This window comes from Sphingobium cupriresistens LL01 (assembly GCF_001046645.1).
Taxonomy (GTDB): domain Bacteria; phylum Pseudomonadota; class Alphaproteobacteria; order Sphingomonadales; family Sphingomonadaceae; genus Sphingobium; species Sphingobium cupriresistens.
This window is the reverse complement of sequence record NZ_KQ130436.1, coordinates 147,566-167,980: the sequence shown is the minus strand read 5'-3', so window position 1 is coordinate 167,980 and position 20,415 is coordinate 147,566. Positions and strand designations below refer to the sequence as shown.

At 65.3% G+C, this 20,415-nt stretch carries 13 protein-coding genes; 6 read left to right on the top strand and 7 right to left on the bottom strand.

The window, feature by feature from the left end; translation table 11 throughout:
* Positions 1–4: 4 nt before the first annotated feature.
* Both V473_RS17400 and V473_RS17395 read right to left on the bottom strand, forming a co-directional pair.
* Positions 5–1,606 (bottom strand): carboxyl transferase domain-containing protein, encoded by a 1,602-nt coding sequence (locus V473_RS17400; RefSeq protein ID WP_066607955.1) that lies wholly within the window; start codon positions 1,604–1,606, stop codon positions 5–7.
* Positions 1,603–2,748: an isovaleryl-CoA dehydrogenase gene (locus V473_RS17395; protein WP_066607952.1), complete on the bottom strand. Its 1,146-nt coding sequence runs from the start codon at positions 2,746–2,748 to the stop codon at positions 1,603–1,605. Before V473_RS17395 ends, V473_RS17400 begins: the two co-directional genes overlap by 4 nt.
* Before the next feature lie 88 nt (positions 2,749–2,836).
* Between V473_RS17395 and V473_RS17390 the strand changes: the two genes are divergently transcribed.
* Together V473_RS17390 and V473_RS17385 are read left to right on the top strand one after the other, a co-directional pair.
* Positions 2,837–3,697 carry a LysR family transcriptional regulator gene (locus tag V473_RS17390; protein ID WP_066608726.1) on the top strand — a complete coding sequence of 287 codons (861 nt, stop codon included), beginning with the start codon at positions 2,837–2,839 and terminating at the stop codon, positions 3,695–3,697.
* A 145-nt stretch (positions 3,698–3,842) separates the two neighbouring features.
* Positions 3,843–4,778 (top strand): ROK family protein, encoded by a 936-nt coding sequence (locus V473_RS17385; protein ID WP_066607949.1) that lies wholly within the window; start codon positions 3,843–3,845, stop codon positions 4,776–4,778.
* 114 nt (positions 4,779–4,892) lie between these two features.
* On the opposite strand, the gene V473_RS17380 is transcribed toward V473_RS17385, so the two are convergent.
* On the bottom strand, positions 4,893–5,837 hold the full coding sequence (locus V473_RS17380) for a LysR substrate-binding domain-containing protein (protein WP_066607948.1): 945 nt from the start codon (positions 5,835–5,837) through the stop codon (positions 4,893–4,895).
* 248 nt (positions 5,838–6,085) lie between these two features.
* Between V473_RS17380 and V473_RS17375 the strand changes: the two genes are divergently transcribed.
* The 4 genes from V473_RS17375 (at position 6,086) to V473_RS17360 (ending at position 12,831) form a co-directional block, all read left to right on the top strand.
* Complete coding sequence (locus tag V473_RS17375) at positions 6,086–9,286, top strand: efflux RND transporter permease subunit (RefSeq protein WP_066607947.1); 3,201 nt, start codon at positions 6,086–6,088, stop codon at positions 9,284–9,286.
* A complete protein-coding gene (locus V473_RS17370) occupies positions 9,276–10,469 on the top strand; it encodes an efflux RND transporter periplasmic adaptor subunit (RefSeq protein WP_066607945.1) in 1,194 nt (397 codons plus the stop codon). Before V473_RS17375 ends, V473_RS17370 begins: the two co-directional genes overlap by 11 nt.
* Positions 10,459–11,871 carry an efflux transporter outer membrane subunit gene (locus tag V473_RS17365; RefSeq protein WP_066607943.1) on the top strand — a complete coding sequence of 471 codons (1,413 nt, stop codon included), beginning with the start codon at positions 10,459–10,461 and terminating at the stop codon, positions 11,869–11,871. Before V473_RS17370 ends, V473_RS17365 begins: the two co-directional genes overlap by 11 nt.
* Before the next feature lie 219 nt (positions 11,872–12,090).
* The gene (locus tag V473_RS17360; protein WP_066607942.1) at positions 12,091–12,831 is read left to right on the top strand and encodes a Ros/MucR family transcriptional regulator; all 741 of its coding nucleotides are present in this window, start codon (positions 12,091–12,093) and stop codon (positions 12,829–12,831) included.
* Positions 12,832–13,088: 257 nt separating this feature from the next.
* On the opposite strand, the gene V473_RS17355 is transcribed toward V473_RS17360, so the two are convergent.
* From V473_RS17355 to V473_RS17340, 4 genes are all read right to left on the bottom strand, one after another.
* Positions 13,089–14,957, bottom strand: coding sequence for a bifunctional sugar phosphate isomerase/epimerase/4-hydroxyphenylpyruvate dioxygenase family protein (locus V473_RS17355; protein ID WP_066607940.1), 1,869 nt, complete (start codon positions 14,955–14,957; stop codon positions 13,089–13,091).
* A gap of 22 nt (positions 14,958–14,979) precedes the next feature.
* Positions 14,980–15,849: a shikimate dehydrogenase gene (locus V473_RS17350; RefSeq protein ID WP_066607939.1), complete on the bottom strand. Its 870-nt coding sequence runs from the start codon at positions 15,847–15,849 to the stop codon at positions 14,980–14,982.
* Positions 15,850–15,924: 75 nt separating this feature from the next.
* A complete protein-coding gene (locus V473_RS17345) occupies positions 15,925–18,861 on the bottom strand; it encodes a TonB-dependent receptor domain-containing protein (RefSeq protein WP_066607936.1) in 2,937 nt (978 codons plus the stop codon).
* Between the two features lie 111 nt (positions 18,862–18,972).
* A complete protein-coding gene (locus tag V473_RS17340; protein WP_066607934.1) occupies positions 18,973–20,274 on the bottom strand; it encodes an MFS transporter in 1,302 nt (433 codons plus the stop codon).
* Between the last annotated feature and the right edge of the window lie 141 nt (positions 20,275–20,415).

Here is a 20,415-nt window from a genome sequence, read left to right as displayed (position 1 = left end):
CGCATTACATCCTGAAAATGCCGAACTGCGCGCGGTCGGGGACTGGCGCGTTCAGCGTGGCGGCGAAGGCGAGGCCGAGGACGTCGCGGGTCTGGGCGGGGTCGATGACGCCGTCGTCCCACAGGCGGGCGGTAGCGTAATAGGGGTTGCCTTCATCCTCGAAACGCTGGCGGATCGGGGCTTTGAAGGCTTCTGCCTGCTCTGCGTTCCATTGACCCGCGTCGCGGTGGACGGTGGCGAGGACGCTGGCGGCCTGTTCGCCGCCCATCACGGAAATCCGCGCATTGGGCCAGGTGAAGAGGAAGCGCGGGCCATAGGCGCGGCCGCACATGCCGTAATTGCCTGCGCCGAAACTGCCGCCGATCAGGACGGTGATCTTGGGCACCTGCGCGGCGGCGACGGCGGTGACGAGTTTCGCGCCGTTCTTGGCGATGCCCTCCGCCTCATATTTGCCGCCGACCATGAAGCCGGAGATATTCTGAAGGAACAGCAAGGGAATACGGCGCTGGCAGGCGAGTTCGATGAAATGCGCGCCTTTCAGGGCGCTTTCGCTGAAGAGGACGCCGTTATTCGCCAGGATCGCGACCGGCATCCCCCAGATATGGGCGAAGCCGCAGACGAGCGTCGTGCCGTAGAGCGCCTTGAACTCGTGGAACTCGCTACCGTCGACGAGGCGCGCGATGATTTCGCGCACGTCATAAGGCGCGCGGACGTCGTTGGGGATGATGCCGTAAAGGTCGGCGGCGTCATATTTCGGCGGGCGGGGGTCGCGCAGGTTGAGGTCGGGCTGGCGATCGGGCTGGAGCGTCGAGACGATGTCGCGGACGATGGTCAGCGCATGATCGTCGCTTTGCGCGACATGATCGACCACGCCCGACTTGCGGCCGTGCAGGTCGCCGCCGCCCAGATCTTCGGCGCTGATGACTTCGCCCGTCGCGGCCTGCACCAGCGGCGGGCCGGCGAGGAAGATGGTGCCCTGGTTGCGGACGATGACGGTTTCGTCGGACATGGCGGGGACATAGGCGCCGCCCGCGGTGCAACTGCCCATGACGCAGGCGATTTGCGGGATGCCGCGCGCGGACAGGTTCGCCTGATTGTAAAAGATGCGGCCGAAATGATCGCGATCGGGGAAGACCTCCGCCTGGTTGGGCAGGTTCGCGCCGCCGCTGTCGACCAGATAGATGCAGGGGAGGTTGTTTTCGAGCGCGATTTCCTGCGCGCGCAGATGCTTCTTGACGGTGAGGGGGTAGTAGGTGCCGCCCTTCACCGTGGCGTCGTTGCAGCCGATCATCACCTGACGGCCCGACACCCGGCCGATGCCGGCGATGAGGCCCGCGCCGGGGACTTCGTCGCCATAAAGACCATTGGCGGCGAGCTGGCCGATTTCGAGGAAGGGCGAGCCGGGATCGAGCAGACGTTCGACGCGATCGCGGGGGAGGAGTTTACCGCGCGCGACATGTTTGTCGCGGGCGGTGGCGGAGCCGCCCTGGGCGACGGCGGCGACCTTGGCGCGTAGCTCTTCGGCGAGCGCGCGGTTGTGCGCGGCGTTGGCGCGGAAGGCCTCGCTATCGGCGGCGAGCCTCGTGTCGAGGACGGGGGCGGTCATGCGCCGATCAACTCGCGACCGATGAGCATCCGGCGGATTTCGTTGGTGCCCGCGCCAATGTCCAGCAGCTTGGCGTCGCGCATATAGCGTTCGACCGGCCAGTCCTTGGTATAGCCCGCGCCGCCCAGCGCCTGCACGGCTTCCAGCGCCACCTTCATCGCATTTTCGGACGCCAGCAGGATCGCGCCGGCGGCGTCGAAGCGGGTCGTCTTGCCGGAATCGCAGGCGCGGGCGACGGCATAGACATAGGCGCGGGCCGAGTTGAGCGCGACATACATGTCGGCGACCTTGGCCTGCATCAACTGGAAGGCGCCAATGGGACGCCCAAACTGCTGGCGTTCGCGGACATAGGGCAGGACGGTGTCGAGGCAGGCCTGCATGATGCCGAGCTGGATGCCCGCCAGCACGGTGCGTTCATAGTCGAGGCCCGACATCAATATGCCGACGCCGCCGTTGAGCGGCCCCATGATATTCTCCTCCGGCACCTCGCAATCGTCGAACACCAGTTCGGCGGTGGGGGAGCCGCGCATCCCCATCTTGTCGATCTTCTGGCCGATGGAGAAGCCCTTCATGTCCTTTTCGATCAGGAAGGTGGTGATGCCCTTCGAGCCTTCACCAGTCTTGGCGTAGACGACGAGCGTGTCGGCGTAAGGCGCGTTGGTGATCCAGAACTTCGTGCCGTTGAGGATGTAGCGGTCGCCCTTCTTTTCCGCCTTCAGCTTCATCGAGACGACGTCGGAGCCGGCGCCCGCCTCCGACATGGCGAGCGAGCCGACATGATCGCCGGAGATGAGCTTGGGGAGATATTTCGCCTTTTGTTCGGCATTGCCCCAGCGGCGGATCTGGTTGACGCAGAGATTGGAGTGGGCACCATAGCTGAGACCTATGGAGGCGGAGGCGCGGGCGACCTCTTCCTGCGCGACGACATGCTCCAGATAACCCAGGCCCAGGCCGCCATCTTCTTCCGACACGGTGATGCCGTGCAGGCCGAGTTCGCCCATAGCCGGCCATAATTCGCGCGGAAACCAGTCCTTCGCGTCGATTTCGGCGGCGAGCGGGGCGATGCGGTCGGCCGAGAAGCGGGCGGCGCTGTCGCGGATCATGTCGGCATTGTCGCCCAGCGCAAAATCGAAATCGGTCATCGGCGTCTCTCTCCTGTTGGTTCGATCATAGCGCGGGCCGGTGCGGCTGGAAAATTGACAGTTGCATATCAGTGTATAGATGGAAGCTATGATCGAACGCTATCTTCTCCGCTATTTCCTGGCGGTGGTGGACCAGGGCAATTTCTCCCGCGCGGCGATCCATTGCAACGTGTCGCAGCCCACGCTGTCGGCCGGGATCGCCAAGCTGGAGAACGCGCTGCAGCGACAACTGTTCAGCCGGACGAACCAGCGGGTGCAATTGACCGAGTCCGGCACCCGCTTCCTGACCCATGCCCGGCGGATCGAACGGGAGTTCAATGTCGCGCTGGGGGCGATGGCCGATACCGCGCAGGCGCGGCCGGTGCGGGTCGGCGTGCTGAGCAGCATATCTGGCGCCCTGGTGGCGCGGGCGGCGCGCGCCTATCGGGCGGGCGGCGGCGGGCCGGTGGAGATCGCCTTCGCCAGCGAGCGCGAATTGTCGGCAATGCTGGCGCGCGATCGACTGGACGCGGCACTCACCATCCTGCGACCGGGCGCGCAGGCGCTGGCGCAGCAGGTGGTGGGAGAGGAAGGCTATGCGATGGTCATGGCGACCGACCATCCCCTGGCCGGCCGGGCGCAGGTCGATGCCGAAGATCTGCGCGACGAGACGATGATCGTGCGGCGGCATTGCGAATTGCTGTCGCAGACCAGCCGCCATTTTCTGGAGCGCGGGGTGCGGCCGCATTTTTCGCTGCGCACGACCAATGACGAGCGGGCGTTGCAGATGGTGGGCGCGGGCATGGGGGTGACGGTGATGCCCGACTCCTATCGCAGCGCCGATGTGGCGCATGTGCCGCTGGCCGGGTTCGACCATCGGCGGACACTGGGCTTCGTCCTGGCGGACGAGGGCGTGGCGGACCATGGGCTGCTGCGCGCGCTGGCGGCGGCGTTCGGGGAACGGGGGTGAAGGGCTTTGCCGATCGGCAGTTTGATGAGTCATCTTCGAGCGGGAACTGGAAGGACCAGACGCGCTTGCCTATGAGGGGCGGGATTTTTCTTTTCGGGGCGTGGCGCATCATGTTTTCCTTTCCCACCCTCCAAAGCGTCACCGCATGAGCGCCGCGCCCGATCTGGCCGGTGTCGAACTGGGCGGGACCAAGATGTTCGTGCTGCGGGCGCGGGGGCGGGAGATTGTCGAGCGGGTGATGATCCCCACCACGACGCCCGCCGAGACGCTGGGCGCCGGCGCGGCGTTGCTGCGGCGTTGGCATGAGGCGGCGCCTTTCGAGGCGCTGGGCATCGCGTCGTTCGGGCCGCTGCGGCTGGACCGGGCGGCGGCGGATTTCGGGCATATGCTGCCGACGCCCAAACCGGGCTGGACGGGCGCGGATATTTATGGGGCGCTGGCGGGGGTGCTGCCCTGCCCCGCGACGATCGATACCGACGTGAACGGCGCGGCGCTGGCCGAAATGCGCTGGGGGGCTGGAGCGGAAGGCGAGGAAGCGGAAGGCGGGGGGCCATCCGATTGTCTGTGCTATATCACCATCGGCACCGGGCTGGGCGCGGGTTTCGCGTTGCATGGCGAGCCGTTGCATGGCGCGATGCACCCGGAACTGGGACATATCTTGACCCGCCGGGCGCCGGGCGATGCTTTTGCGGGCGTCTGCCCCTTTCATGGCGACTGTATTGAGGGGCTGGTGTCCGGGCCGGCGCTGGCGGAGCGGTTCGGCGTGCCAGGCGATCTGATCGCCGCCGACGATCCGCGCTGGGACAATGTCGCCCATGATATGGCGCAGATGGTCGGCACGATATTATTGACCATGGCGGCGCGGCAGGTGCTGATCGGCGGGGGCGTGGGCGTGGGTCGGGCCGACTTGCTGGACCGGGTGCGGGCCAAGGTGGTGGCGCAATTGGCGGGTTATTTGCCCTTCGTCACGGAGGACACGATCGGCGCGATCGTGCGACCGCCGGCGCTGGGCGATCAGGCCGGGCCGCTGGGCGCGGTGGCGCTGGCGATGGATGCTTTGGCGGATGCCAGTTGGCGCTGATGCGACAGCGAGTGCGACAGCTGTAGCGCGATTTCACATCGGATTTTCGGTCTAAGTTATTGAATATAAGTGATATATTTTCGAACGCTCAAAGCGCGTCGATCAGGAAATCTCCTATTTTTCTTTATTTTCAATAGCTTGCATGATGTCATCATTGTCCCCATTTTGTCCATTTGCTGCGCGAAGGATGGCGTCGTGAAAGGCGCGGGCGGTGGGTGGCGGGTCGTCGCGATGGATCATCCACAGGCGCGTGCGGACAGGGGGGAAGAGCGGGCGCAGGATCACCTTGTCGACATGCAGGCGCGAAAGCGAGCGGGATAAGATGGTCGCGCCGAAACCGGCGGCGATCAGTCCGAGCAGGGTGGCGAAACTGCCGACTTCCAGGGCGATGCTGGGCTTGAACCCCGCCTGGTCGCACAGCGCGAAGAAATGATCGTTGAAATCGGCGCTGCTGGTGTTGGCGTAGAGAACGAAGGGGACGCCGGCGAGGTCGGCGATGGACGGATCGGCGTCGCGCCGGGCCAGCGCATGATCCTGCCGCAGCGCGAGCAGCATATCCTCCTCCAGCAAGCAGGTGGCGCTGAGGCCGGCCGGCAGGGAGGGCGGCGCGACGCCGCGGATAATGCCGATGTCGAGATCCCCGCGTTCGATCAGCGCGACCTGATGGTCCCGCCCCTGTTCCTGCACGCGCAGATCGACCTGCGGGAAACGCCGCCGGAAATCATAGAGCGCATCGGCGATCTGCGGCACGAAGGGCGCCGAGGCGGTGAAGCCCAGAGCGAGCCGGCCCAGATGGCCGCTTTGGGCGCGCCGGGCGACCTGCGCGGCATGATCCGCCTGCACCAGCGTCTTGCGCGCTTCGGGCATGAAAAGTTGGCCCGCTTCGGTCAGGGCGACGCGGCGGCTGGTGCGGTCGAACAGGCGGACGCCCAGTTTCTGCTCCAGCGCGCGGATTTGCTGGCTGAGCGGCGGTTGCGACATGCGCAAGCGCTGGGCGGCGCGGCCAAAATGCATCTCTTCGGCGACGCAGAGAAAATAGCGTAAATGTCTCAGGTCCATTGGATCAAGTCTTTGTAGATATCAATCAAGCCTGTTTAGATATTGGACAGGAAAGAAACAACTGCGCATAGGCCGGACCAAGGGTAGCGTTTCGAAACTAAATCCGGCCGCTCCGCAGAACAGGACAGGGACGGCATGGCGGTTTGGCCGCCGGTTCCCGTTGTGCCTTGCAGGCGATTTCGGGCGGAGAGGCGCGGCATCAAGCATCCGGCGACAGGCGTCGGCGCGATGAAGGCGGGAGTTCTGGTTTGATCGGTATCGTCAAGGTTGCGCTGCATCGACCGCTGACCTTCATTGTCATGGCGATATTGATCGCGATCGTCGGGATCACGGCGGCGATCCGCACCCCGGTCGACATCTTCCCCAATATCCGCATTCCGGTGATCGCGGTGGCCTGGCAATATTCCGGCTTGCCGCCCGAAGATATGAGCAACCGGATCATCGGCCCTTATGAGCGGGTGTTGACCACGACCGTCAACGATATCGAGCATATCGAGAGCCAGTCGATGCAGGGCATCGGCATCGTAAAAATCTATTTCCAGCCCGGCGCCGACATTCGCACCGCCACAGCGCAGGTGACGTCGGTGTCGCAGACGGTGTTGCGCCAGATGCCGCCGGGGATCACGCCGCCGCTGATCCTGAACTATAGCGCGTCGACCGTGCCGATCCTGCAACTGGCGCTGTCGGGCAAGGGATTGTCCGAACAGCAATTGTTCGACCTGGGCCAGAACCAGATCCGTCCGCCCCTGGTCACCATTCCCGGCCTGGCCATGCCCTATCCGTCGGGCGGCAAGCAGCGGCAGATCCAGATCGACCTCAATCCCGTGGCGCTGCAGTCCAAGGGGTTGACCGCGCAGGATGTCGGCGCCGCGATCGCCGCGCAGAACCAGATCAACCCGGCTGGTTTCGTCAAGATCGGCGCGACCCAATATAGCGTGCGGCTGAACAATGCGCCCGGCACGATCGAGGCGCTGAACGACCTGCCGGTCAAGGTGGTGAACGGCGCGACCATCTATATGCGCGACATCGCCTATGTCCGCGACGGCAACGGGCCGCAAACCAATGTGGTGCATGTCGAAGGGCGGCGGTCGGTGCTGCTGACCGCGCTGAAGAATGGCGCGACGTCCACGCTGGCGATCGTAGACGGGGTGAAGGAAGCGCTGCCCAAGATCAGCGCGACGCTGCCCGAAAGCCTGAAGATATTGATGATCGGCGACCAGTCGATCTTCGTCAAGGCGGCGGTCGAGGGCGTGATCCATGAAGGCGCGCTGGCCGCGGCGCTGACGTCGCTGATGATCCTGCTGTTCCTGGGATCGTGGCGATCGACGGTCATTATCGCTTTGTCTATTCCGCTCGCCATCCTGGCGGCGGTCGCGGCGCTGGCGATGTTCGGCCAGACGCTGAACGTCATGACGCTGGGCGGGCTGGCGCTGGCGGTCGGCATATTGGTGGACGACGCCACGGTGACGATCGAGAATATCAACTGGCATCTGGAACAGGGCAAGGGGGTCGTGGAGTCCATATTGGACGGCGCGGCGCAGATCGTGACGCCGGCTTTCGTATCCCTGCTGTGCATCTGTATCGTGTTCGTGCCGATGTTCTTCCTGCCCGGCGTCGCGGGTTTCCTGTTCGTGCCGATGGCGCTGGCGGTGGTGTTCGCGATGATCGCGTCCTTCATCCTGTCGCGGACATTGGTGCCGACAATGGCGATGTATCTGCTCAAACCCCATGTCGACCATGGCGACGCCCATATGGCGGGCGATGCGACATCGCGGAACATCTTCGTGCGGTTCCAGCGCGCGTTCGAGAGGCGGTTCGAGGCGATCCGCCATAGCTATATGGGTTTGCTGCGCCGGGCGCTGAATGCGCGCAGGCCCTTCCTGCTGGGCTTTATGGGCATCGTCCTCCTCTCCTTCGGGTTGCTGCCCATGCTGGGCAGCAACTTCTTCCCGGCGGTGGATTCGGGCCAGATCGCCATGCATGTCCGCGTGCCGGTGGGCAGCCGGATCGAGGATACGGCCGCGCGGTTCGAGCGGATCGCCGCCGCGGTGAAGGAGATGGTGCCCGCGCGCGAACTGGACGCCATCACCGACAATATCGGCCTGCCGGTCAGCTCCATCAACACCGTCTATAATAATAGCGGCACGATCGGCCCGCAGGATGGCGACATGATGATCGCGCTCAAGCACGGCCATCGCCCGACCGACGCGATCGTCGGCCTGCTGCGCGAGCAATTGCCGCGCCGTTTCCCCGGCACCAGCTTTTCCTTCCTGCCCGCCGACATCACCAGCCAGATCCTGAATTTCGGCGCGCCTGCGCCGATCGATATCCAGATCGCGGGCAAGAATGCGGCGGCCAACCGCGCCTATGCGCGGAAGCTGTTGGCCAAGATCGCGACCATCCCCGGCCTGGCCGATGCGCGCATCCAGCAGCCGGGCCGGTCGCCGCAGTTGAACGTCGATGTGGACCGGTCGCGCGCGAGCCAATATGGGCTGACCGAGCGGGACGTGACGACCAGCCTGGCCAGTTCGCTGGCAGGCACGGCGCAGACCGCGCCCGTCTTCTTCGTCGATCCCAAAAGCGGGGTGTCCTATCCCGTCGTCGCGCAGACGCCCGAATATCTGGTGGGATCGATCAGCGACCTGTCCAATGTGCCCGTGTCGGCCGCCGCGGGGAGCAATGGCGCGGTGCAGCCTCTGGGTGGCCTCGCCACGATCGCGCGGTCGAGCACCGTGCCGGTGGTGTCGCACTATAATATCGCGCCGGTGCTGGACATTTATGCGACGGTGCAGGGTCGCGACCTGGGCGCGGTGGCGGGCGACATCAACGCCGCGATCAAGTCGCTGGAGAACGAAGTGCCCAAGGGCGCGACCGTCACCATGCGCGGCCAATATGCGACGATGAACACCGCCTTTTCGGGGCTGGGTTGGGGCCTGGCGGGGGCGATCGTGCTGATCTACCTGCTGATCGTCGTCAATTTCCAGAGCTGGGTCGATCCCTTCGTCATCATCACCGCCCTGCCCGCCGCATTGGCCGGAATCGTGTGGATGCTATTCGTGACCGGCACCACCCTGTCGGTCCCGGCGCTGACCGGCGCGATCATGTGCATGGGTGTCGCCACCGCCAATTCGATCCTGGTCGTGAGTTTCGCGCGGGAGAAGCTGGCCGAACTGGGCGACGCGACCAAGGCGGCGATGGAGGCGGGGCTGGTGCGATTCCGCCCGGTGTTGATGACCGCGCTGGCCATGATCATCGGCATGGGGCCGATGGCGCTGGGCCTGGGCGAAGGCGGCGAGCAGAATGCGCCGCTGGGCCGCGCCGTGATCGGCGGGCTGGTCTGCGCCACCATCGCCACCTTGTTCTTCGTCCCCGTCATCTTCGCCTTCGTCCACCGCCGCCACAAGGCCACCGACCCCCAGATGGAAATGCAGCCCAGCCATGCAGGATAGCCAGCCCCCCCAAGATTTGACCGCCAGCGGTCCCGACAGCCGGACGCTGAAGCGCGTAGGGATCGGCGCGGGCGTGATCGCCCTGGCGGTCGTGGCGATCGGCGCGACGACCCGGATTGGCGCGACCAATGATTTGCGCGATACGGCGCAAAAGGCGGCGATCCCGTCGGTCGCGATCGTGTCGCCGCAAAGCGACGCCAAGGGCGGGGCGCTGGTGCTGCCGGGCAATGTCCAGGCCTATAACAGCGCCGCCATCTATGCGCGGACCAACGGTTATGTCAGCCGCTGGCTGGCCGATATCGGCGACAATGTGCGGGCGGGCCAGTCGCTCGCGGTGCTCGATGCGCCGGAGATCGATCAGCAACTCGCCGCCGCGCAGGCCGATTACCAGACGGCGCTGGCGCAGCAGCGCCTGGCCGACACGACCGCCAAGCGCTGGGCCGTGATGCTGGCCAAGGATGCGGTGTCGAAGCAGGAATCGGACGAGAAAAATGGCGATCTGGCCGCGCGATCGGCGGTGACCAATGCGGCGCTGGCCAATGTGAAGCGGCTGCGCGCGCTGCAGGGCTTCACCCGCCTCGCCGCGCCCTTCGACGGGGTGGTGACGAGCCGGTCGGCGCAGATCGGCGCGCTGGTGGTGGCGGGCAATGCCGCGTCGCAGCCTTTGTTCACCGTGTCCGACATCCACCGGATGCGCATCTATGTGCGCGTGCCGCAGGGCTATTCGTCGCAGGTGAAGGTCGGGATGCCGGCCGCGCTGACCCTGCCCGAATTTCCCGGCCGCAGCTTTACCGCGACGATGACGCGCAGCGCCGGCGCAGTCGATGCGCAGTCGGGCGCGGTGCTGGTCGAATTGCAGGCGGCCAATCCCGACCGGGCGTTGAAGCCGGGCGCGTTCGCCCAGGTCCGCTTCGATGTCGGGCAAGGGAGCGGCAATGGATTGAGTTTGCCAGGTAGTGCTATCCTCTACGGCAATGACGGTCCGACCGTCGCCGTGGTCGGCCGCGACAGCCGCGTGACCGTGCGGCCGATCAGCATCGCCCGCGACGAAGGCGCGACGGTGCTGGTGGCGAGCGGGATCAGGCCCGGCGAGCGGGTGATCGATTCCCCGCCGGATTCGATCCAGTCGGGCGACAAGGTGAGCGTGCAGAGCGGCGGCAAGGGTGCGGCCCATGCCAGTTAGGGCCATATGGCGCGCGGGGGCCAGTGTGGGGCTGGCGCTGCTGGGCGGCTGTTCGATGGCGCCGGCCTATCAGCCGCCGCAGATCGCCGCGCCGCAAGCCTATAAGGAGATGGCGGGGTGGACCCAGGCCACGCCGATGGACACGGCTCCGCGCGGGGCGTGGTGGGAAGCGTTCGGCGACCCGGTGCTGAACGACCTGGAGGTGCGGGCGGAGGCGGCCAGCCCGACGCTGGCGGCGGCGCTGGCGCGGTACGACCAGGCGCGCGCGGTGGCGCGGGTCGAGGGGTCGGACCTGATCCCGACCATCAGCGTGGGCGGCGATGCCGCGCGCCAGCGCGTGTCGGGCAACCGATTCCAGGGCAATGGCGATGCGCGGACTTATAATGATTTTTCGGTCGGCGCGGCGATCGACTATGAGCTGGACCTGTGGGGCCGCATCCGCAACAGCGTGAAGGCCGCGCGCGCGGACGCGCAGGCGAGCGAGGCCGACCTGGCGGCGGCGCGGCTGAGTTTGCAGGCGGCGGTGGCGGACGCCTATGCGCGGCTGCGCGGTCTGGATGCGCAGGCGGACCTGCTCCACCGATCGGTGGCGGCTTTCGAGCGCGCCTATCAATTGACCGATACGCGGCATGAGGGCGGGATCGCGTCGGGCATCGACGTCAATCGCGCGCGCACGACGTTGAGCAACGCCAAGGCGCGGATTTCGGCGGTGGCGAATGATCGCGCCGCGACCGAGCATGAACTGGCGGCGCTGACCGGGGCGGTCGCTTCCGACTTTTCGATTCCTACGCGGGTGCAGACGCTGAGCGCGCCCGCCATTCCGACCGGCGCGCCGTCCACCCTGTTGCAGCGGCGGCCCGATGTCGCGGCGGCCGAGCGGCGGATGTTCGCCAATAATGCCCGGATCGGTGTGGCGCGGGCGGCGTTCTTCCCTTCGGTCACGCTGGGGCTGAGCGGTGGTTGGCAGGCCACGCACGGGTCGTTGCTGAATGCGTCCAACAGCGTGTGGGGCCTAGGACCGCTGGCCGCGGCGCTGACATTGTTCGACGGCGGCAAGCGGCGGGCGCAGGTCAGATTGTCGCGCGCGGAATATGAAGAGCAGGCGGCGCTGTATCGCGACACGGTGCTGGGCGCGTTCCGGCAAGTAGAGGACGGCATCGCCGCGCTGCGCCATCTGTCGGTGCAACTGGTCGACCAGCGCGATGCGGCGCAGGCGGCGCAGCGCACCAGCGACCTGGCCTTCACCCGCTATCGCGATGGCGCATCCGACTATCTGGAGGTGGTCACCGCCCAGACCGACGCGCTGGATGCGCAGAGCGCGTTGCTGAGCGCAGAGATCGAGCGGATGCGGGCGAGTATCGCATTGGTCAAGGCGCTGGGTGGATCGCCGAGCGCGGCCTGATGATCGATTATGTCGGCAACCAAGTCTGATCGGATCGACAAAGTCGGGTTGGGGACTGTGCCAAGGATGATGTGGATCAGTCTTCATCCGTGACTTGATGCCCGATACACTATGCCAGCCCCTGCATTTTTGACAAAAGCGCCGGACGAGGGCACAAGGTCCATCGGGCCAGCCGACCGTCAAGCCTGCGACCCGACCTTATCTGGATAGGATGTTTCCATGGCCGACACCGAACAGCCCGATTATACGAGCCTGACCGTCCAGTTGTTGAGCGCTTATGTCGCCAATAATATAGTCGCCAGCGAGGATCTGGCGGCGCTGATCCAGTCGACGCGGGCCGCGTTGATCGCGGAGACTGCGCCTGAACCAGTGGAGACGGTCGAGCATGTGCCGGCGGTGAGCGTGCGCAAAAGCATTGCTTCGCGCGAGCATATTTTGAGCCTGATCGACGGGCGTCCGTACAAGACGCTGAAGCGGCATCTGGCCACGCATGGCCTGACCCCGGCTGAGTATCGCGAACGCTATGGCTTGCCCGCGACCTATCCGATGGTGGCGCAGGCCTATTCCGAACAGCGCCGCGCCGTCGCGCAGAAGCTGGGGCTGGGCCAGCGTGGCACGCAGGCGCGGGCCGCAGCAGCGGCCGCTGCGGAAGCGCCGCCGGTTGCGCCAGCGCCGAAGGTCGAGGCAGCAGCGCCCAAGCCCAAGGCGAGCCGCAAGCAGCCGAGCGTCGTGGCGGCGGCGAAGCCCGCCGACGTTCCGGCCGTAGAGGCGGTGAAGGCAGAGGCAGCGCCGAAGCCCGCGGCCAAGAAGCCCGGTCGCAAGCCCAAGGCGGCGACGGCGGCGGCACCGACTCCTGCGGTCGAAACGCCCGCGGCGGCGACGCCGGTGAAGGCGAAAAGCCCGCGCAAGAAGCTGGGCATCAAGGCGGGCAAGGCCGAGACCGCCGACGCAGCGTCCTGAAAAATGCGCCACGCGCCGTCCTGACCGGCGGCGCGTTGCGATCAGGGTGCGGCTAGAGCGTGATAACTTTAGGTTGCGCACCATCCGTTCGTGCTGAGTAGAGACTGAGCTTGCCGAAGGCTCGTATCGAAGCATCGCGCCCATGCGCATCCTTCGATACGCCATTTGCCCTTCGGTCGCCTCCGACTCCGGCTTCGCTCAATGGCTACTCAGGACGAACGCTTCGCGTTAAAGTCATCATCTTCTAATTCGCGCAATCATTCCGGGTCGTTAGCGGCGTTTTTATAGCGTTCCTGCGAGGCGAGTCGGATGCTGGCGTTGGGTGCGCCATAGCCCTGATAATGGTCGCGCTCGACAAATTCGAAGAAGAAGCGCTTGCGGAAGGCGCGACTGTAGAGTTGCAAATATTCGCCAACGCCGTCGGCATCGTAAAGAATGTTCGCTTGCGCCAGGGCCGCAATGCGCTGGTCGTCGAGACCAAAACGGGCGGCGATGTCCTCATGATAATTGGGCGGTATCGGCAGGATGTCGGCGTCTTTGCCCGCCATGTCGCCGGCGGTCGCCACCAGATCCGGCGTGGACAGGGCAATATGCTGATAGCCGCCGCCCAAATTATGTTCGACGAAGCGCGACGACAAGGTGCCGAGCGCCTCGGAGGCATTGAGCGTCACACGCAGCGCGCCGTCCGGCGACTGGAGCGGCTGGCTCAATACCAGCCCGGACGGGTCGATGACATCGGCCTGGAAACTTTGTTGCAAGCCGAAGAGCGAGCGCCAGTAGAGTTGCCAGGACAGATATTGCTCGATCCGCACTACCGCGGCGAGATGATCGATGGCGAGCGGGGATGCGTCATAGGGCGCGCCGGTGGGCGTAAATTCGCCGTCCCACATGGCGGCGGCCTCCCCTTCCCCGATCAGATAGACGAGGCTGCCGCCGATGCCGCGCAGCGCCGGGAAGGCGAGATTGCCCGGCGCGTCGCTATCGTCCACCGTGCGGATGCCCAGATGCGCGGCGCGCGCGGCGACGGCGTCGCGATCCGGCACGACGAGGCCGACGGCGCAAATGGAGGGACCATGGGCCAGGCGGAAATCATGGCCGAAGCCATGAGGTTCGGCATTGATGACGAGGTTGACCGAACCGGCCTGCCAGCGGCTGACCGCCTTGGCCGGGTGGATGCCGGTGCGGATGAAGCCTAGCGAGCCGAACATCGCTTCGAGCGCCGGGACGTCCGCGTCGCTGACGGCGAACTCGACAAATTCGGGGCGGACATGGGGTGGCGGCGGCGGCGCAGCGGTGGGGCGATCAAGCAGGCGCAGCGCGGCATCTTCGACATGGCATAGCGATCGCAGGCCGTCGGCGGCGATCAGGTCTGCGGACCAGCCGCGGAAACGGTCGTTGAAGATTTCGAGCGACAAGGGACCAGTATAGCCGGTCGCCAATATTTCGGCGACATAGGCTTCGACCGGCAAGCCCCCTTGGCCGGGGAAGTTGCGGAAATGGCGGCTCCAATAGAGCAGGTCCATGTCCAGTTTAGGCGCGTCGGCGAGTTGGACGAAGGCGATTTTGTCGCCGGGGATGGCGCGGATGCTGTCGCTGGGGATGCCGCGCGACAAGGAATGGAAACTGTCGAGGATGATGCCGACATGGGGGTGATCGACCGCCTCCACGATCGCCCAGGCGTCGCGATGGTCGAAGACATGGCGGCCCCAGGCGAGTGCTTCATAGCCCACGATGATGTCGTGACTGGCGGCGAGATCGCCCAGTTGCTGGAAGTCGGCGACGATGCGGTTGCGTTCGCCCAGCGCGTGGGGCGAGCAATTGGAGCAAAGGAGGATGTGGCGTGTGCCCAATTCGCCCATCAGGTCGAATTTGGCCTTTGCGCGGTCGAAGGCGCGCTGGCGCATGGCGCCGGGCATCCCTTCGAAATCGCGGAAGGGCTGGTAGAGCATACAGGTCAGGCCAAGATCATCGAGCATCGCGCGGACGTCGCGCGGGCGCAGCGGCGAGGCGATCAGATCGTTTTCGAAGATTTCGACGCCGTCAAAGCCCGCGGCGGATGCGGCGCGCAGCTTTTCCTCCAGCGTGCCGCTGAGGGAGACGGTGGCGATGCCGAATTGCAGGCTCATGACGTGCGTTCCTCCCTGTCGGTCAGCCCTGTAGCGCGGCGCGGAAATTGGCGCCCATGCGAACAGGATCGGCGGTGCGCCCGGTGAAATGATGGAAGGCGCCGACCGCCTGGAAGATGGTCATGCCGCTGCCGTCGAGGGTGGTGCAGCCCGCCGCGCGGGCTTCGCGCAGCAACTGGGTTTCCAGCGGGAAATAGACGATGTCGGTGACCCACAGCCGGGGTTCGAGCAGGGCGCGCGGGATCGCCGAGCCGGGATGCACGGCCATGCCCATGGGCGTGGCGTTGACGATGCCGTCGGCCTGGGCGACCGATGCGGCGAGATCGTCGCCCACTATCGCGCGGCCGGCGCCATGCACGGCGCAGAGCGCATCGCAGAGCGCGGTGGCGCGGGTAGCGTCGGAATCGAACAGGGTGAGTTGCGCCACGCCCAGGTCCATCAGCGCATGGGCAGTCGCCGCCCCTGCCCCACCGGCGCCCATCTGGACGACGCGGGTCATGGCGGCGCCCTGCGGCAGGCCGGAGCGGAGATTTTGCGCGAAGCCCGTGACGTCGGTGTTGTAGCCGATGCGGCGGCCATCGCGGAAGACGACGGTGTTGACGGAACCGATCTGCGCCGCCTGGGGCGATAGCTCGTCGAGATGGGCGATGACCGCCTGCTTATAGGGATGGGTGACGTTGACGCCCGCGAAGCCGGCGAGGTGCAGCGCGTCCAGCAGGCGCGGCAGGTCCGACCCGTCCATGCCGTCGGCCGCGAAATCGAACAGGCGGTAGATGAGGCGGATGCCCTGCGCATCCGCTTCGCTTTCGTGCAGGCGCGGCGTCAGCGACGCCTGGATGTCCCGGCCGATCAGGCCGGTGAGATAGCGCGGAACGGAGCGGGATTGGGTCAAGAGTGGCGATCCGATTAGAAGGAGCCGTTCCCGCCGCGCCGAAACGAGCGCAAGCGGGAACGACAGGGGGAGAGATCAGAATTTGAACTTCGCGCCGACGTAGAAGGACCGGCCGACCATGTCGTAGGTGCCCGCATCGGTGCCGTTCTGCGAACTGGCGACGAAGGGGATGGCCTTGTCGAACAGGTTGGTGACGCCGCCGCGCAGCTGGAAATTATCGTTGATGTCGACGGTCGAGAAGATATCGAACAGATTATAGGGCTTTACCCCCACCTGTTCCGACGCGGGCGAGGTGATCGCGCTGATGTCGCGCAGCTTGCCCTGATAGCGCCAGCGGACGCCGAAGCCGAACATGTCGGAGCTGTAGCCGAGCGTCGTCAGCGCCTTCCATTTGGGCAGCGGACGGCCTGGCGTGCTGGTGCCGACGAAATCCTGCGACGCCGAACCCGGCAGGGTCTGGACCTTATAATGGTTCAGCCAGCCGATGGCGGATGAGGCGTAGATCTTGCCCGATCCATCGCCGATGCCGGCTTCCGACAGACGCAGCGACCAGTTGACCTGCATGTCGACGCCGTCGGTGTCGAGCGCACCCAGGTTGAGATAGGGCTGGGCGATGGCGACGAGCTGGCCGGTCGGGTCACGCTGAACCAGTTGGCAGAATTCGTTGCTGTTCGAATAGCTGCTGTTCGATCCATCGAGATTATAGCATTTGGCGAGAACCGTCAGACCATTGATGGTGGAGATGACGTTGCGGATCTTGATGTTGTAATAGTCGACCGAGAAGGAGAAGCCCGACAGCCAGGGCGACGAGAATTTGGGATTATAGACGAAGCCGACGTTGAAGGTGTTCGCCTTTTCCGGGGTCAGGGCGCTGTTGCCCTGGATATTGCCGCCGGTCGCGGTGGTGGCGAATTGATAGGCGTCGATCGCCGCAGCGGGGATGCCCTGCGCCAGGCAGAGGTCGCGGACCTGCGCGCCATTGGCGCCGGTGCGCGCCGCCGAACGGACGTCGCAAGGATCGCCGACCGCGAGCGGCGGGGTGCCGATGGCGAGTTGCGAGCCGGTGACGGGCGAGAAGAGTTCGCCGATATTGGGCGCGCGGACGGCACGTTGGTAGCTGCCGCGGATCAGCAGCGACTGAACCGGCTGCCAGCGGGCGTCGAATTCATAGCTTTTGACGCTGCCGCTGGGCTTATAGTCCGAATAGCGGAAGGCCGCGCCGACGCCCAGTTCGTGGAAGAAGGGCGTTTCGGACAGCAAGGGTATGTCGATCTGCGCCGCAAATTCCTTGACGCTGATTTCGCCGCGCGCCGGATTGGAGCCGACGACGCCCTCAACATTGTTGGTCACCAGATCGGAACTGGGATCATATTTATAGGTGTTCTTGCGATAGCCGCCGAGCAGCGCCAACTGGACCGGGCCGGCCGGCAGGTCGAACAGCGGGCCGTTGACCTGACCCTGGACCTGGGTCTGGGTCAGCCGTTCGCGGCTGTTGATCGTGGCGGTCATATATTGCTGGCATTCGCGCGACAGGCTGGTCGCATTGGTGATGCCGAAGGGGTTGAAGCCGCCCGCGCACAGCGAAGCGCCGCCATCGGCAGCGTTGAGCAACGTCTGCACCCGTGATTTCAGCACCGCGTTGAACATCGACTGGTTGTGGACAGTCTCGTCATAGGAGGCGAAAGCGTCGAACTTCCACGACCCGGCCAGCGTGCCCTTCAGCCCGCCCAGATATTGCTGCACCCGGTAATTTTCGTCCCAGCCCTTGTCGCCGATGCCGACATAGCGGGCACTCCAGCGGAAGGGCGCGGCCGGATTGGGGCGCGACGCCAGCAGGGTGGACAGGTCGGTCGGGATGAAGGGATTGGTGACCGGAATGGTGGTGAAGGGCGCGAACTGCGTCAGGCTGCCGCCGCTTTCGGTGGTGACAGTGGAGTCGACATAGAGGAACTGGCCATAGGCGGTCAGCGATTCGGTGAGGTCGAATTCCCCCTTGGCGAAGGCGGATTTGCGTTCGAAGGCGTTGAGGATCTGAAGCTGCGGGCCGACCGGCATACGGACATTGCCGCCCACCACGGCATAGGCGCCGGTCGTCGGCCCCTTATAATTGACAGCGCCGGTCTGGACGAACAGCGAGCCGTCATTGTTGAAGCCGAGATTGAGCGTCGGGTTGATCGGCGTGGCCGCGCCATAGCCGGCGAACAGGCCGTTGAGCACGGCCGCATTCGGCAGGTTCAGCGCATTGGGGACGAAGGTGCCGGTGCCAATGAAGGACGATGGCACCTTGTCGTTGAAGAAGCTGCGCTGCGAACCGGAGAGCGGATCGCGCTGGCCATAGCTCAAGGCCAGCATCAGGCGGCCACGATCGTCGGCGAATTTGGTGCCCAGCGCGAGCGAGGCGTTGAATTTGCCATAGTCGCCGCGGAAGCTGTTGCCGTTCTGGATATCGCCGCGGATGCCGTCAAAATATTTGTCGGTCTTGAAATTGACGACGCCGGACATAGCGTCAGAGCCATAGATGGCCGACGCGCCGCCGGTGATGACGTCCACCGACCCGATGATCGATTCCGGCAGGATGTTGATGTCGACATTGCCGTTGATGTCCGACAGCGGCAGGCGGCGGCCGTCGAGCAGGATGAGGTTACGGTTGGAACCGAGTGCGCGCAGGTTGAGCGTAGCGCGGCCGCCCGATCCCTGGCCGCCGGTGCCGGCATTGCCCGATGGGGTGAAGCCGGGGAGCTGGTTGAGCGAATCTTCGAGCGTGATCTGGCCGCTTTGCTGCACCAGTTCATCCGAGACGGTGACGATCGGGCTGACCGCGACATTGTTCGGGCGGGCGATCAGCGATCCGGTGACGACGATGTCGGCGGTGGCCGGCTCGGCTGCGGCGTCACTCGCCTGCTCGGCCGGTGCGGCCTGATCCTGCGCCCAGAGCGGCGACACGCAGGCGCACAGCGCCATGGCGGCCAGCGATCCGCCGAGGCGAAGCTGCTTATGGAAACCTGATGTCATGCTATCCTCCCTTTTTATTACTAACTAGTTCGTACATAAACTGATGCGGCCCAAAGCTCTATTGGCCCTTTTGGCTATTCCATATGGCCGTGCGAGACGGCCCTATGTTGGTCAGTCCATATCCACCCGGCGCACATCCCCCACGATGAAGACATAAGCGGCGGCCCCGACCAGCGCGAGTATGCCGATGAAGGCGAGCGCGAAGTAGAAGGAGCCGGTCTGCCCCACGATCAGCCCGACCACGATCGGCGTGATGATGCCGGCCAGATTGGCGCAAAGATTGAAGACGCCGCCGGTCAGGCCGATATATTGACGCGGGGCTACGTCGGAAATCAGGGTCCAGCCCAGATTGACCATGCCCTGCCCGAAAAAGGCGATCGACATGATGGCGATGACCAGCGTGTTGCTCTGAACGAAATTGGCCGCGACGATGGTGGAGGCCAGCAGCAGACCCGCGACGATCGGCAGCTTGCGCCCGATATTGGCGGAGCCGGTGCGGCGGATCAGCATGTCGGACACCTGCCCGCCCAGCAGGACGCCGGCCGAGGCGGCGATATAGGGCAGGACGGCGAAGGTGCCGGATTTGAGCCAGTCCATGCCGCGCTCGGTCGCCAGATAGGTCGGGAACCAGGTCAGGAAGAAGACCAGAGTGGAGTTGCCGCAAAACTGGCCGATCGACGCGCCCAATATCTGGCGCTTGCCCATCAGTTTGCGGACATTCGCCCAGGAGAAGGGGATTTTTTCGTCCTTGCCGGCGATGGCCACGCCCCCGCCCGCCTCGATATAGGCGAGTTCGGCGGCGTTGACGCGGCGGCTCTCGCCTGGATCGCGATAACGGGCATACATGAGCAGGCCAAAGGCCATGCCGAGCACGCCGGCGATGACGAAGAGCGCGCGCCAGCCCAAGCTGCCCACCACCCAGAAGAGGACGGGGCTGAAAAAGGCGAGCCCTGCATATTGCCCCACGGCATAGACGGAATTGGCCCGCGCCCGTTCATCCTGCGGGAACCAACTGCTGAGAATGCGGCTGTTGCACGGGTAGCAAGGCGCCTCCGCCATGCCCAGCGCAAGACGGAAGCCGAACAACATCGCCACATTACCGGCCAGGCCGTGGAGCAAAGTGAAGAAGGACCAGAGGATCAGCGATCCGGCATAGGTGATGCGCGTGCCCAGGCGATCGAGCAGCAGCCCGCCGGGGATTTGCGACGCGGCATAGGTCCAGGAGAAGGCCGAGAAGATGAAGCCCATCATTTCCGGCGAGATATGGAGTTCCGCGGTCAGCGAGGGGGCGGCGACGCCCATGACGGCGCGGTCCATATAATTGAGCAGGGTGGCGACGCTGATGAGCGCCAGCACGCCGATGCGCGCGCGGGTGGGACGGAGCGGCCCGGACGGCGCGATGGGCGCGTTCACGCCGCGGTCCGCCGCAAACGGGGCGTGCGCGTCGCAGGGCGACCCATGCCCGAAAGGTCTGGGCGGGGGGCGTTCGGACGATAGATGCTGCACTGGGCCGTCAATGGCCGATCCTCCCATCAGTCGAGATATGTTTCCCGA

Excerpts from the sequence above, each read along its gene's own strand:
- V473_RS17400 (WP_066607955.1), bottom strand. The coding sequence starts at position 1,606 with ATGACCGCCCCCGTCCTCGACACGAGGCTCGCCGCCGATAGCGAGGCC.
- V473_RS17395 (WP_066607952.1), bottom strand. The coding sequence starts at position 2,748 with ATGACCGATTTCGATTTTGCGCTGGGCGACAATGCCGACATGATCCGC.
- V473_RS17390 (WP_066608726.1), top strand. The coding sequence starts at position 2,837 with ATGATCGAACGCTATCTTCTCCGCTATTTCCTGGCGGTGGTGGACCAG.
- V473_RS17385 (WP_066607949.1), top strand. The coding sequence starts at position 3,843 with ATGAGCGCCGCGCCCGATCTGGCCGGTGTCGAACTGGGCGGGACCAAG.
- V473_RS17380 (WP_066607948.1), bottom strand. The coding sequence starts at position 5,837 with ATGGACCTGAGACATTTACGCTATTTTCTCTGCGTCGCCGAAGAGATG.
- V473_RS17370 (WP_066607945.1), top strand. The coding sequence starts at position 9,276 with ATGCAGGATAGCCAGCCCCCCCAAGATTTGACCGCCAGCGGTCCCGAC.
- V473_RS17365 (WP_066607943.1), top strand. The coding sequence starts at position 10,459 with ATGCCAGTTAGGGCCATATGGCGCGCGGGGGCCAGTGTGGGGCTGGCG.
- V473_RS17360 (WP_066607942.1), top strand. The coding sequence starts at position 12,091 with ATGGCCGACACCGAACAGCCCGATTATACGAGCCTGACCGTCCAGTTG.
- V473_RS17355 (WP_066607940.1), bottom strand. The coding sequence starts at position 14,957 with ATGAGCCTGCAATTCGGCATCGCCACCGTCTCCCTCAGCGGCACGCTG.
- V473_RS17345 (WP_066607936.1), bottom strand. The coding sequence starts at position 18,861 with ATGACATCAGGTTTCCATAAGCAGCTTCGCCTCGGCGGATCGCTGGCC.